Origin of the sequence: Billgrantia gudaonensis (genome assembly GCF_900100195.1) — a bacterium.
Classification (GTDB): domain Bacteria; phylum Pseudomonadota; class Gammaproteobacteria; order Pseudomonadales; family Halomonadaceae; genus Halomonas; species Halomonas gudaonensis.
Window position 1 is genome coordinate 18,065 of the sequence record NZ_FNES01000003.1, and the last position, 12,586, is coordinate 30,650.

Below are 12,586 nucleotides of genomic sequence, written 5' to 3' on the forward strand. Positions count from 1 at the left end.
AGCCATTAGCTAGAATGGCCGAAAAGCCCGGCATCGGATGAGATGCCAAAATGAAAAACGATCAACAAGCGAAATGTCGGCAAAAGCAGATTTTTACTTCATCAAACACGTCGGCTTTAAGAGCGCCAAAGCGACCTGTCACGACCGCATCGTTAACAGTGTAAACTTTACCGTATCTAACCCAACTTGCCTTTGGTAGAACACCATCAACGAAGCTTTCCGCATAAATAGGAACCGACTGTTGATGGTTCGACCTGGAAGTAATAGCCAGGCACACCATATCACCATAAGAATCGGGCGACTGAAAAACCAGAACGGGTCGCTTTTTCCTGGTTTTCAAATCGGAAAATGGGAATGGCACCAAGACAACGTCACCGGGCTGGTACATCGTTCCACACCTCATCTTCGTCATTGTCCCACAGCACGTCCATGCTAGACTGCTGAGCCTGGGAAAGACTCTTCAGCTCACCTTTCTCGATTTTCTGAATCAAGAAATAGGTAAAGTCCAGCACTTCCTCTTGAAGTGACTCGGGAAGCCGGTTGACGTTATCAACGATTTTTTCGGACGTATTCATGGTCTACCTCGCTCACAAGGATTTCCCGGTAGCAACACAATGACTCATGACTCAATAGCCTAGTCCATCGCCATTGCGTACCTGAAGCCATATCTTACCTCTCCAGGCTTGCGCGAAGCGCGCTTTCCCAGCGTTCGTCGCGCTGGCCGCAAACGATGAAGAAGGGGTTGAGCACGCTTTCCTGACGGTTGCAGCGCAGCGGTTCGAGGGTGGTGGCATCGAGCACTTCGCCACCCGCGGCGGTGACCACGGCCTGGGCGGCGGCGGTGTCCCATTCGCTGGTGGGCGCCAGGCGGGGATAGAGATCGGCCGCACCTTCGGCCACCAGGCAGAGCTTCAGCGAGCTGCCCATGGAAACGCACTCGTGGGCAGGCAGCCCGGCGCAGAAGGCCTCGAACGCTTCGGCGCCGTGGCGGCGGCTGCCCACCACCTTCCAAGGCGCCTCACTCGGGTCGGGCAGTTCACGCACGCGGATGGGCACGGTTTCGCCGGCCTGCCACTTGCTGGCGCCCTGCCCCACCTGGCCGATCCAGGTGGTCTCGAGCACCGGCGCATGCACGATGCCGAACACCGGCACACCGCGCTCCACCAGCGCCACGTTCAGGGTGAACTCGCCGTTCTTGCCGATGAACTCCTTGGTGCCGTCCAGCGGATCGATCAGCCAGTAGCGCTCCCAGCCGCGGCGGGTCTCGAAGGGGATCTCGCCCGACTCCTCGGAAAGCACCGGTACCTGCGGGGTCACCTCACCCAGCAGCGCCACCAGGGCATGGTGAGACGCCATGTCCGCCTCGGTCAGCGGGCTCTCGTCCGCCTTGGTCTCCACCGAAAAATCCCGCGAATAGATCGCCAGCACCTCACGTCCAGCGGCATGAACGCCCTCGATCAAGCGCAGGCGCATGTCATCGGTAACGAAATCGGTCACACAAACTCCTTTAGAAACAAGCCATAAGCTTTAAGCTGTAAGAAAAACCAACTGCCACTCCACTCGGCGTCCTGTGCCCTTGGTTTTGCTTTTGGGGTTACTTCCAGCTTATAGCTTACGGCTTACAGCTCTGGTCAGAACGACCAGACCACCGGTATCAACCCCACGGCGGTGACGCCGACGATCAGGCTGAGCGGGGCGCCGAGGCGCAGGTAGTCGGTGAAGCGATAGCCGCCGGGTCCGAGCACCATCAGGTTGGTCTGGTAACCCAGCGGGGTCATGAAACTGGCCGAGGCGGCGAACATCACCGCCACGGCGAAGGGCAGCACGTCCACGCCCAACTGCTCGGCCACCGCCATGGCGATGGGGAACATCAGCACCGCGGCGGCATTGTTGGTGATCAGCTCGGTGAAGATCACCGTCATCAAATACACCAGTGCCAGCGCGGCCCAGGGGGCCAGGCCATCGACCAGCAGCAGCCACTGGGCGATCTGCGCGGCGGCACCGGTCTTGGCCATGGCGGCGCCCAGGGCGAAGGAGGCGGCGATCACGATCAGCACGGTGAGATCGAGATAGCGCCGCGCCTTGCTGGCCGGCACGCAGCGCGTAACCAGCATGGCGCCGCCGGCCAGCAGCGCCGCCTCGAGAATGCTCACCAGCCCGCTGGCGCTGAGCGCCACCATGCCCCCCAAAATGCCCAGCGCCACCGGCGCCTTGCGAAAATCGGGCGGCGTGGAGTCGTTCAAGCCGCTGACCAGCAGAAAATCCTTGCGGTAGCGGTACTGGTCGACGAAATCTTGGGCCGTTTCCAGCAGCAGGGTGTCGCCCACCTGCAGGCGTATGTCGCCCAGCTTGCCGGGCAGGCGCTTGCCATGGCGCGAAATGGAAAGGATCACCGCCTGATAGCGCGACCGAAAGCGCGACTCGCGCACCGTTTGATGCAGGCCGGCAAAATCCGGGCCGATCACCGCCTCCACCAGGCAGCGCCGATGATGGGCGATATCCAGCTTGTGCACGTCGCCGCCGGCCGGGCGCAGCCCGTGGATGCGGCGCAGCTCACGGGCGCACTCCGGCGCACCGATGAACACCAGCACGTCGCCGGCCAGCAGCTCGGTTTCCGGCGGCACCGCCGTCAGCAGGCGGCCATGGCGCTCGATATCGGCCAGGTAGCCATGGGCCAGGCTGCGCAACCCGGCAGCGGCAATCGTCTTGCCGGCCAGCGGGCCCTTGTCTTCCACCACCACTTCCACCGCGTACTCGCGGGCCTGTTCCAGCTGTTCCAGCACGCCCTGGCGATCCGGCAGCAGCTTGTCGGCGAACAGCATCAGAAAGCCGCCGCCCACCACCAGCAAGGGCACGCCCACCCAGGCCAGCTCGAACATCGCCAGCGACACGCCGCGCTCGGTCTGCAGCAGGCCATCCACCACCAGGTTGGTGCTGGTGCCGATCAGCGTGCAGGTACCGCCGAGAATGGCCGCATAGCTCAGCGGCAGCAGCAGCTTGGAAGGCGGCAGCTTGAGCCGCGCCGCCCACTCCTGAACGGCGGGAATGAACATCGCCACCACGGTGGTGTTGTTCATGAACGCGCTCAGGCCGGAAGCCGGCAGCAGCACGCGCGCCTGCGCCTGTCGCAAGCCCCGCGGACGCCCCAGCAGGCGGTGGGCGATCCACTGGATGGCGCCGGTCTCTTTCAGCCCGGCCGCCACCACGTAGAGCGTGGCGATGGTCATCACACCGGGGTTGGAAAAGCCCACCAGCGCCTCGCCGGGCTCGAGAATTCCGCTGACCACCAGCAGCGCCAGGGCGGCCATCAGCACCACGTCCGGCGCAATGCGGGTCACCACCAGCGTAACGAGGACCGCCAGCACGGTAGCCAGCGTAAACAGGGCTTCGAAGGGCATCAAAATATCTTAGAGAAAGGCGTTTTACTGCGATACGGGCAGGTATCGCAGTGAAGGGGTCAGTGCAGCTCACCCTGTCCCACTTTCCACTGTTCCAGTAGCGTCAACTCTTCTTGACTCAACGTCGAGCGCACACTGGAGTTACTAATCTGCCAGGCAAGCAACTCACTGCTAACGCCATAGGCATCACGCAATTCAATGGCAACGGCACGCAGGTCAGTGCCATCACGTACGAAACTGGCAGCAGTCTCTCGTGGCAGCAAAAACTCCGCCGCAAAAGCACGAGCCCGCTTTTCGGGGTATTCGGGCGTTCTCCCCCCCAGCACTTCGGCAGCCGGCAAGGCACCTTCCCGATCCAACAGCAGGTGCGCCACTTCGTGCGCCAAAGTCGCTCGCTCCCCGAACGAGTGGGCAGAGCGCGCGCCAGGCGCACGGTTGATTACGATAATCGGCCCATGTCGTTCCCCCCAGGCCGTCATTGCATCGATGGGGGAGCCTTCTTGTGCAACCGAATCGACCTCAATACCCCATGCCTCGAGATAGGCTTCGGGATCTACGGGGTCTTTCCCGCTCAATCCCAGCGCATGACGCAAGCGCATCGCAGCCCAGTACCCCTGCTCATGGGGAGGGCCTATCTCGCGGAACTCGCTAAGGATGCAAGCAGACAGCCGGTCCAACTCTGCAGTATCCCGACGTGGCGATTGCAATACCCTGGCCAATAACTCCCGCTGATCCGCTTCGAGGACCACACCGGTCGTCATCCGCGCCACCGCACGAATCTCGGGCAACTGCCACATTTCCTCAGGCAGCGAACCACCTTCCAGGTGTCTTCGCGATGAAGCGGAAAGCCCCGTCGTGATATCCAGCTCGTGCTCTTCCAGCCGGGTCTCGCGCCGTTCCCACCATGCTACGGCGCGTCGTGCCCGCTCGTTGTCGCTCTCCTGCAGTGCTTCAGCCAAGTAATTCCCAACGGCTTCTAGCGTTCGCTGAACACGATCCCATGAACATACCAGCGTCTTGCGAAGGCTGGCTGCCGAAACATGACACTTCCTGCCTTGACGGAGCACTATCAGAGACGGCAAGAAGATTCCCTTGAATGCCTCAGCCAAATCGTGGCGCGCGATGAAACGATGAGCCGCCTCTTCTTCCGCTTCGACTTGCTCTGCAGGCATGTCGACCCAGCGGCGCTCGGCTTCCTGAAGGAAAAGGCCAGGGTATAGAGGGGCAACCGGTACCGGATAAGTCTCTTCGAGAACGAGCCATGGCCACCATCGGCCTAGAAACTCGAGCAGATCTCCCCAAGTCCACTCGATCGGTGCTTCCCCGTTTTCACCCTGAGCATGCCACACAGGTTCTCCAGCCAGCAGAATGCGCCCCTGCCCCTGGGCCAGCCCCTGAGGCGGGCCATTGGACAAACAGAGCTCGACCTGAAGGCCATCAGGCTCACCGATCAGTCTCGGTTCGGATCGTACTGCTTTAGCCATCGTTCCAACTCTTTCCTCTCTCCATGGCGATCTGCGCACTCCCTCAACTGCCTTCTCAGCCTTCTACCAAGGCCGCAACGACCAGGTAAATCCCCCCGCCATGGGTAAGCATGATAGGAATATCCAGGATTCGTAGGAGCGGCGGCATAAACGACGCCCTGATAAACAGCATAGAAGAAATCGGGATAGGCGCTGTCTTCCGCCTGATAGACCGGTATCCCCCTCTCATTGAGAATTCGTTCTGCAAGCTCTTGATCAATATGCTTCGGACACTTCCCCACGGGACCGCTATCACCCGGAACGAATCCGGCGTAATCATGGCGCCAGCGATGCTTGTAACGCCCTTCTCCCCTTTCGTAGCGCCATTCGGTCCCTTCATGGCACATCGTCGCCCTCTCCTGCTTCATCTGGCGATGAACGGGTCACCTACTGTCATGATAATCGACATACACACCATCCGTCGCCTCAAGAGCGAGATAGAGCGCCGGTAAGCCGGGCCTGTTCAGGCGGCCGCCATGCTCGGCAGCCCCAGCCCCGCTGGTTGGGGCATAGGCCCATCGGGGAACATGCACGCGGTAGGCGGGACATTCCAGCGAGAACCGAACCTTCACCCGGCTGCTCCCGCCTTCAAGGACTGGAGGTAACGCACCAGATCCTGAGTTCTACCCTCGCTAACCAACTGCTCCGGCGTCAGGTAATCGAAAGTGCTGATGGGTTCGTTACGAAACCAGAACAGGGCATGTCGAAAATCCCCGTTGATATCCGTGGCAACACGCAGCACCTGTAACGCATCACGAAGAAAGCCTTGCAGTTTCTCGGTGCCTTGGGCCCGCGAGAGAGTAACCCGGTGAACATGGGCATCCGCAGCCAGGGCTTGTAGATCCATGCTCAATGCGCGAGCGAACAACTTGGGATCGATGATCGGCTTGCCCGCTGCCGTTGCAGATCGCTTGAGATCCTCAACGAAACGCTCATAGGTCTTTCTCTCCATCACAACAGCCCCACTCGCCAGCACGTTACATCGCCGCCTCAACCATCACCTCGCCCAGCACGCGGCAGGACTCGTCGATCTCGGCTTCCGTCAGGGTGGGGTGACAGAGAAACCACACCTTCGGCTGCCGCCGTATCGGCGGTCACTCGCCGAACAGCGCCTCCAGGCTTTCGGCGACCAGGATCTCATCCGTCCAAGCCTCCAACTGCCCCGCCTCCGCCGTTTCCAGCTTCGCGCGAACCCACGTCGGCAGCTCGCCGAAGCGCTTGGTCAGCAAACGCTGCAGAATGCGCCGGGCTTCTTCCTGGCGCCCTTCCTGGCGACCTTCCTGGCGCTCTTTCTTCACCAAATTCTCTAAGTTCTCTGCCAACATCGCTTTGTCCTCCACCAGGCTTGCGAGCCGATCCAGATCGATCCCGGCCTCGAGTCGATGCAAATGGCGCTTGAGCCAGCGGGTGATGATCCGGTCGATACGTTCCTTGTTAGGATCGGCCTGGATGATCGCCACGATCCGGTTCACCGCTTGCTGCAGCGCTTCCCAACTCTGGCCGGCGTTCTCCACGCCGAACACACCGCTCAGCGGACTCTGACGCAGCCCCAGCTCCTCGTCAGTGTAACGCCCTTCGTCGATCAGGTAGTAGCGCAGGTGCGGCTGGTAGACCTGCAGAAAACTCGGCGGTTCCGGGCGGATCATGGAATAGATGTCCGGCTCAGCCGACCAGCGCCGGGAACCGTTGTAGAGCACGATGGGCAGCACTGGTGGCAGCCCCTCACCCGGCGTGGTGACTCGGCTCTTGAGCAGGTGATCGTAGAAACACGCCACATAGTGCAGCAGCCGAATGGGCATGGTGTGATCCACCGAGGACTGGAACTCCAGCAAGATGTACAAGAAAACCCGCTGGGTTACGCCCTGCCAAGTGATCTCCACCGACCACACCACGTCTTCGAATTTTTCTTCGAACAACGGCGTGATGTAGTTGCCGCTGTGATTCGTCAGCGTCGAGAAATCCATCAGCGCCGAGATCTCGGCCGGCGCGAAGCCCTCGATGAGTTGCTGCACGAACTCCGGGTGGCTGAACAGCTCCTTGTAACCCGTATCATGATAGTTGGCCATGCTCCGCTCCCTGCCGACCGTATGGCGATAGCCTACCACACCCACCAGGCGCTCCATGAGCGGGCCATCCTCCCCTCTACTGCGCCGCCTCAACCATCACCTCGCCCAGCACGCGGCAGGTCTCGTCGATTTCGACTTCCGTCAGGGTGGGGTGGCAAAGAAACATCAGGCTCGTCTCGCCCAGCTCGCGGGCCACCGGCAGAGGCCGTTCCGGCCGCCAACCGGTGCCTTCGAAGGCCTTCTCGCGATACACCTCGGAGCACGAACCGGAAAAGCACGGCACGCCGCGGGCGACGATCTCACCCATGATGCGGTCGCGGTTCCAGTCCGGCTTCAGGTTTTCGGGCCGTACGAACACGTAGCACTTGTAGGCGGCATGCTCGACGTGCTCGGGAATGGCCGGCACGCGCAGTGCAGGGCATTCACCCGCCGCCTGCCAGATGCGCCGGGCATTGGCCTGGCGCGCCGCCTTCCATTCGGGCATGCGGGCCAGTTGAATGCGCCCGATGGCCGCCTGCATCTCGGTGAGCCGCCAGTTGGTACCGAAGCTCTCGTGCAGCCAGCGAAAGCCCGGCGGATGCTCGCGCTCGTACACCGCCGCCCAGCTCTTGCCGTGATCCTTGTAGGCCCACATGCGCCGCCACAGCGCCTCGTCGTTCGTGGTGACCATGCCGCCTTCGCCGCCGGTGGTCATGATCTTGTCCTGGCAGAACGACCAGCAGCCCACGTGGCCGATGCTGCCCACGCTGCGCCCCCGGTACGTGGCACCGTGGGCCTGGGCGCAATCCTCGATCACGTAAAGTCCGTGGCGCTCGGCCAGGGCCATCAGCGCTTCCATCTCGCAGGGCCAGCCGGCCAGGTGCACGGCCATGATCGCCCGCGTGTTCGGGGTGATCTTCTCGGCCACCGTCTCGGCCGTAACGTTCTGCGAATCGCGACTCACATCGGCGAACACCGGCACAGCCCCCGCCGTAACGATGCTCGACGCCGAAGCCAGGAAGGTACGCGCGGTGACGATCACCTCATCGCGCCCCCGGCCCTCGCCTTCGCCGATGCCCAACCCCTTCAGAGCCAGGTCCAGCGCCGTGGTGCCGTTGGCCACGGCCACCGCATGCTCAGTACCGGCAAAGGCCGCGAATTCCTTCTCGAATTCGCGGCCTTCGGTGCCGGTCCAGTAGTTAACGCGGTTCGACAGCAATACGCGCCGAACCGCCTCGGCCTCCTCCTCGGTGAAGGAGGGCCAAGGCGAAAAGGGTCCATTCAGCATTTCAACATCCAATCCTCATTTTCACCAGCCGCTCGCTTTGACTCATCGGCATCACAGGGCCCTTGCCGGCACGCCTACCACGACCTCGCCATCCGGAATATCCCGAATCACTGCCGCCCCGGCGCCAACCGTCACTCCCGCTCCAATACGCACCTGCTGCTTCACTGAGGCCCCGATACCAATCCAGCAAGCTTCACCCACAGTGACCAATCCAGCCAGGTTAACGCCCGGGCACACATGAATGCCTGGGGCCAATTGGCAATCGTGATCGATACTGGCATTGGTATTCACAATGCAGGCCTCCCCAAGCTGGCTATCCACTTGGATCACAGCCCCGGCGAATACCACACTGCCCCTGCCAATATTCGCTTGAGAGCTCACCACTGCCCGGGGATGCACAATCGTTGCAAGCCTGGCCCCCGCGCAGGCCAGCTTGCGAGTCTTGGCCAGTCGAGTGCGATTATTGCCGATACCGACCACAACCCCCTCGAATTCTGCCAACTGGCTGAGCAAAGCTGCAGTATCGCCGGCTACGGACCAGGCACCATTCTCCTCAAGTTCAGGCCAGGCATCGTCGTAGAACACTACCTCGGTCCACCCGGCCTGTAAGGCGGTATCGGCAACGACCTTGCCGTGCCCGCTGGCACCGAGAATGGCGAGCTTCATTTATCGTTTCCCTTGAACCGCTCCATGGTCGCATGCCCCTCAGCCGAGACCCCTTCACGCATGAGCACTTTCTTGACGGTCAGCCACAATATCTTGATATCCAATATCAACGACCGATGATCGACGTACCAGACATCGAGCTCGAATTTCTCTTCCCAGCTCAACGCATTGCGCCCATTGACCTGAGCCCATCCGGTAACGCCGGGCCTCACCTCATGGCGACGGTACTGCTCCGGGCCGTAGAGAGGCAAGTACTCCATCAGCAGCGGGCGTGGCCCTACCAGGCTCATATCCCCCTTGAGAACGTTCCAAAGTTCAGGCAACTCATCAAGGCTGGTAGCACGCAGAAAATTGCCTAACTTGGTCATGCGCGCCTCGTCGGGTAGTGGCTTGCCATCGTCACCCAAAGCATCGCGCATAGTGCGGAACTTGACCATCTTGAAGGGCTTGCCATGCAGACCTGGGCGCACTTGCCGGAAAAGTACCGGAGAGCCGAGTCGCCACCAAACCAATAGAAAAATAAGAAAGATAATAGGTGAAAGTACTATCAAGGCGAAAACTGAGGCTATAATATCAACTGTTCTTTTCACGGATAGCCCCCAATAACACTTCACTCAATTTCAAGGCCAGTACCGAGTAATCATGCTTTTCAAGCGAATAGGCACGCCCCCTACGCCCCATCTCTTTCCGCTCAGAGTCTGGCAAAGACTTAAGCTTCAAGACTGCGCTGGCAATGGAATCGGGATCTTCTGCCGGGGTAGTGATACCTGCACCAGCTTCTTCAACCGGATCGCACTTCCCGGAGAAAGAGTGTAGAATCGGCGTTGCGGAATACAAATACTCCGGGATCTTATTTGCACCTATACCGAACCGATATATCATCTCATCACGCCAGCCGATAAAACATACATCGAAATGTGCTAACATAGACTGTATCTGGACCTTGGGAATAGGATCGATAAACACGACGTTATCCAAACCCAATTCAAAAACCTGCCTCTGAAGGGCGTTTCTCTCCTTGCCGCCACCAACCAAGACGAAGGCGGTGTCATCACGTTCCTTAAGTCGCTCAGCGGCTTCCAGCAAGGTACCCAGTGCATTGGCAACGCCCAAAGTTCCTGTATAGCCAACGACGAACTTGCCTTGTGGTAGCTGAGCAACGGTTGCCGGATCAAGCGGCTCAGGCTGCGATACCTCTCCCATCGAAAAACCATTAGGTACCCAGCTGAACTTAGCCGGGTCCATGCCACGAGTCTGCATATGCTCAACTGCATTCTGCAGGTTGGATATCACCCGGTCGGAGTCGCGGTAGGCCTTGTCCTCTATCCATTGCAGCAACTGCATTAAAGGATGACGGAGGGAATAGCCCCCGACCTGCATCAGAGTCAACGGCCAGATATCGCGCACCTCGAAGATCAACGGCACCTCGAATCGTTTGGCGAGCCGCTGTGCGCCGAGGAACCCCACCAGCGAGGGGGAAGAGTAGAGAATCGCGTCGGGCCGCTCAGCAATCGCGCCAGGCAGCTTTCGCAATAGCCAGGCGAAACGAAACCAGTTCAATACGCGCTTTTTCGAATGGGCATCCGGATACGGCGGTAACCTTACCCACGCCATCTGAAAGCCTTCGGCTTCTTCTAGGGTAATATCATCTTGTACCTCAGGAGACTGTCGCAACAGATGAGTAAAGCTGGCTGCCACCACAGTGACATGCCATCCTTGAACCGCCAGTTCACGAGCAAGCTGGTAATGTCTCCCCGCGTAACCAGTTGCGGGCGACGAGGCATATTGATTGATGATCCAAATATTTATTTTTGGCCGCTCCACGACAAGATTACCTTACAGTCAACATTTTCTGAGTCGCTCGCCAGTCATCAGCACAGAGTTCTTTTAAGTACTCGGCAGCTTCCGGACTAAATACAAGCTCATCTCCACGGTTAACTTTTCTGTATAAAGATGAAAAACCAGTTCTTTTCACCCAGTTTATCAACCAAGGGGCTCGATACTTAGAAAAGACAAAAACTTTTGCTCGAAGATTCTCTAACCACGAAAACTTCGGATTCACTCCAGCGCTAACGACTTGATCCGCTTCCGTGATATCTGCACTTTCGCAAACTCCGAGAAAAGACCAGAGCTCTCCGAGAACATGCCTACCATTATTTAGGCATGTTGATTGGCACACGATAAAAACCGAAGCGTCTCCGAAGACCTCACAATATTTCTTTAGCCCCGGCAGGTAGCAGGAGTTCGAAAGAACTTCAGGGTGTTTACCTATAATATCCTCAAGGGAGTTTTGAGGAATTTCTCCTGACATTTCTGGCAAGCTTCCATCCCTGATCAAATGCTTTATGTGACTTAATGCACGACTAACAGGTTCCCTCACAACAGCAATAATTTTAACGTCACCCAGCGCATCCTTTATCTTTTGAGCACTACCCGGCCAATATATATAATTAGATGCAAACTCTCCGCGATACTTGTAATCAGCGGCATTCTCAAAAAACGCCAAGTACCACTCAAGGCCTTTGTTTTCATTGTCGACAAAATACCGAAGCTCTTTCGGCGAACTCATAAATATTTCAGGATGGGAACGAAGGCACTCAGAAAGCCAGGTGCTAGCACACTTCTGCCCCCCTATTCCAATAAAATTAGGTTTAACTTTCATGCTTATCACATCCTATACTTAATAACTTTATTTAGCCTCTCTAGGCCCCAAGCAAGATTTCTTGTAAATCTATACCAATAACTCACTTTACTTTTACCTTCTATTTCAAGAAGGTAGTCTAAAAGCTGGCTACACGGAACAAACCAACCGTTACGTGATGCAAGGTCGTCGATACGAGCTTTGAAAGCTTCATCAAGATTACCGCTTTCGTCTACAAAACCACTAGCAAAATGGGTATAAACAATGCAAGCACCGCCTTCGGCTTCTAGCTTATCCAAATTATCAGGTGATAAAAGGTCATTAAAAACGGTAACATTGTGCCCATCCGATGAGCTAAACCAGTAATTCACATAAGGTTTACTAGGGTCATGCCAAGGCATTTCAGGATCGCGACTTAAAGTATTTATCTCCGAAAAAGTAAGATTCCTAACATATTTTATTTTTCTTTTAGCTGCGTCACCCCAAAAAAATTCCGAGGTTTTTTCATCCCCTCCCGCAGGCGTAGGTTTTCGACGCTTTATGAAGTACGCTATCTTATAGAGAACACTAATTGGCCAAACAAACCTCTTATCCCACCAATAAAGATTATCAGGGTTGGACACATGATTACAGTGAACTTTAGGGAAATAATTAAGCTTATCTTTAAATTCTTCGAGACCTAAGAGAATTTCCTCTCGCGGAAAACGACCATCTCCAACATTGTGGAGGCCTATCTCTACGCCCGCACTATCCAAACTCTCAACCCATTCCAAATAGTCAGAATCACTTAAAGACCCGCCTGAGTAACTTCCTCTAGACGGGTAGACCCAAACTGACTTGGTCGTTAGTACTCCTTTCTCTACGAGGTAGTCATACACTGGCTTACAGTTTTTGACAGTTGAGTTATCTGTATCGTCGAAGATTGAGAAGGCAAATTTTGCGCCATCAGGCCACCGGACATTTTGGTTCATGAACTCTCCGGTTCTAAAAGTTTATTCACAACTCGTTGAGATGCTCCGCCACTA

Annotated in this window: 14 protein-coding genes; all 14 read right to left on the reverse strand. The window is 57.5% G+C overall.

The genetic code is table 11. The annotated features are described in order from the left end of the window. Nucleotides 1–61: 61 nt before the first annotated feature. On the reverse strand, nucleotides 62–388 hold the full coding sequence (locus BLP96_RS04060) for a type II toxin-antitoxin system PemK/MazF family toxin (protein ID WP_089683420.1): 327 nt from the start codon (nucleotides 386–388) through the stop codon (nucleotides 62–64). Then, nucleotides 372–575 (reverse strand): DUF2281 domain-containing protein, encoded by a 204-nt coding sequence (locus tag BLP96_RS04065; protein WP_089683422.1) that lies wholly within the window; start codon nucleotides 573–575, stop codon nucleotides 372–374. Before BLP96_RS04065 ends, BLP96_RS04060 begins: the two co-directional genes overlap by 17 nt. A gap of 94 nt (nucleotides 576–669) precedes the next feature. Next, nucleotides 670–1,473, reverse strand: coding sequence for a 3'(2'),5'-bisphosphate nucleotidase CysQ (cysQ, locus tag BLP96_RS04070; protein WP_089684052.1), 804 nt, complete (start codon nucleotides 1,471–1,473; stop codon nucleotides 670–672). A gap of 158 nt (nucleotides 1,474–1,631) precedes the next feature. Beyond that, the gene (locus tag BLP96_RS04075; RefSeq protein ID WP_089683424.1) at nucleotides 1,632–3,398 is read right to left on the reverse strand and encodes an SLC13 family permease; all 1,767 of its coding nucleotides are present in this window, start codon (nucleotides 3,396–3,398) and stop codon (nucleotides 1,632–1,634) included. 59 nt (nucleotides 3,399–3,457) lie between these two features. Next, entirely contained in the window at nucleotides 3,458–4,882 is a 1,425-nt protein-coding gene (locus tag BLP96_RS04080) for an ImmA/IrrE family metallo-endopeptidase (RefSeq protein ID WP_089683426.1), read from the reverse strand. 422 nt (nucleotides 4,883–5,304) lie between these two features. Beyond that, nucleotides 5,305–5,493: an RES domain-containing protein gene (locus tag BLP96_RS04090; RefSeq protein WP_340147952.1), complete on the reverse strand. Its 189-nt coding sequence runs from the start codon at nucleotides 5,491–5,493 to the stop codon at nucleotides 5,305–5,307. Next, nucleotides 5,490–5,873 carry a DUF2384 domain-containing protein gene (locus BLP96_RS04095; protein WP_089684054.1) on the reverse strand — a complete coding sequence of 128 codons (384 nt, stop codon included), beginning with the start codon at nucleotides 5,871–5,873 and terminating at the stop codon, nucleotides 5,490–5,492. Before BLP96_RS04095 ends, BLP96_RS04090 begins: the two co-directional genes overlap by 4 nt. Before the next feature lie 142 nt (nucleotides 5,874–6,015). Beyond that, nucleotides 6,016–6,987 (reverse strand): Rpn family recombination-promoting nuclease/putative transposase, encoded by a 972-nt coding sequence (locus BLP96_RS04100; protein ID WP_089684056.1) that lies wholly within the window; start codon nucleotides 6,985–6,987, stop codon nucleotides 6,016–6,018. 76 nt (nucleotides 6,988–7,063) lie between these two features. Further along, a complete protein-coding gene (locus tag BLP96_RS04105; protein ID WP_089683430.1) occupies nucleotides 7,064–8,254 on the reverse strand; it encodes a DegT/DnrJ/EryC1/StrS family aminotransferase in 1,191 nt (396 codons plus the stop codon). Between the two features lie 51 nt (nucleotides 8,255–8,305). Beyond that, nucleotides 8,306–8,920 (reverse strand): acetyltransferase, encoded by a 615-nt coding sequence (locus tag BLP96_RS04110; protein ID WP_089683432.1) that lies wholly within the window; start codon nucleotides 8,918–8,920, stop codon nucleotides 8,306–8,308. Continuing rightward, nucleotides 8,917–9,510, reverse strand: a complete 594-nt coding sequence (locus BLP96_RS04115; protein WP_089683434.1) for a sugar transferase — start codon at nucleotides 9,508–9,510, stop codon at nucleotides 8,917–8,919. The genes BLP96_RS04110 and BLP96_RS04115 overlap by 4 nt, the downstream gene beginning before the upstream one ends. Then, nucleotides 9,494–10,744, reverse strand: coding sequence for a glycosyltransferase family 4 protein (locus tag BLP96_RS04120; protein WP_176761450.1), 1,251 nt, complete (start codon nucleotides 10,742–10,744; stop codon nucleotides 9,494–9,496). Before BLP96_RS04120 ends, BLP96_RS04115 begins: the two co-directional genes overlap by 17 nt. Nucleotides 10,745–10,751: 7 nt before the next feature. Continuing rightward, on the reverse strand, nucleotides 10,752–11,582 hold the full coding sequence (locus tag BLP96_RS19790; protein WP_143005067.1) for a sulfotransferase family protein: 831 nt from the start codon (nucleotides 11,580–11,582) through the stop codon (nucleotides 10,752–10,754). Nucleotides 11,583–11,587: 5 nt separating this feature from the next. Beyond that, a complete protein-coding gene (locus BLP96_RS19795; RefSeq protein ID WP_143005068.1) occupies nucleotides 11,588–12,532 on the reverse strand; it encodes a hypothetical protein in 945 nt (314 codons plus the stop codon). Nucleotides 12,533–12,586 lie beyond the last annotated feature (54 nt).

Coding starts and splice junctions, on each gene's coding strand:
- BLP96_RS04095 (WP_089684054.1), bottom strand. CDS start 5,873: ATGGAGAGAAAGACCTATGAGCGTTTCGTTGAGGATCTCAAGCGATCT.
- BLP96_RS04080 (WP_089683426.1), bottom strand. CDS start 4,882: ATGGCTAAAGCAGTACGATCCGAACCGAGACTGATCGGTGAGCCTGAT.
- BLP96_RS04065 (WP_089683422.1), bottom strand. CDS start 575: ATGAATACGTCCGAAAAAATCGTTGATAACGTCAACCGGCTTCCCGAG.
- cysQ (WP_089684052.1), bottom strand. CDS start 1,473: ATGCGCCTGCGCTTGATCGAGGGCGTTCATGCCGCTGGACGTGAGGTG.
- BLP96_RS19790 (WP_143005067.1), bottom strand. CDS start 11,582: ATGAAAGTTAAACCTAATTTTATTGGAATAGGGGGGCAGAAGTGTGCT.
- BLP96_RS19795 (WP_143005068.1), bottom strand. CDS start 12,532: ATGAACCAAAATGTCCGGTGGCCTGATGGCGCAAAATTTGCCTTCTCA.
- BLP96_RS04060 (WP_089683420.1), bottom strand. CDS start 388: ATGTACCAGCCCGGTGACGTTGTCTTGGTGCCATTCCCATTTTCCGAT.
- BLP96_RS04100 (WP_089684056.1), bottom strand. CDS start 6,987: ATGGCCAACTATCATGATACGGGTTACAAGGAGCTGTTCAGCCACCCG.
- BLP96_RS04110 (WP_089683432.1), bottom strand. CDS start 8,920: ATGAAGCTCGCCATTCTCGGTGCCAGCGGGCACGGCAAGGTCGTTGCC.
- BLP96_RS04075 (WP_089683424.1), bottom strand. CDS start 3,398: ATGCCCTTCGAAGCCCTGTTTACGCTGGCTACCGTGCTGGCGGTCCTC.
- BLP96_RS04105 (WP_089683430.1), bottom strand. CDS start 8,254: ATGCTGAATGGACCCTTTTCGCCTTGGCCCTCCTTCACCGAGGAGGAG.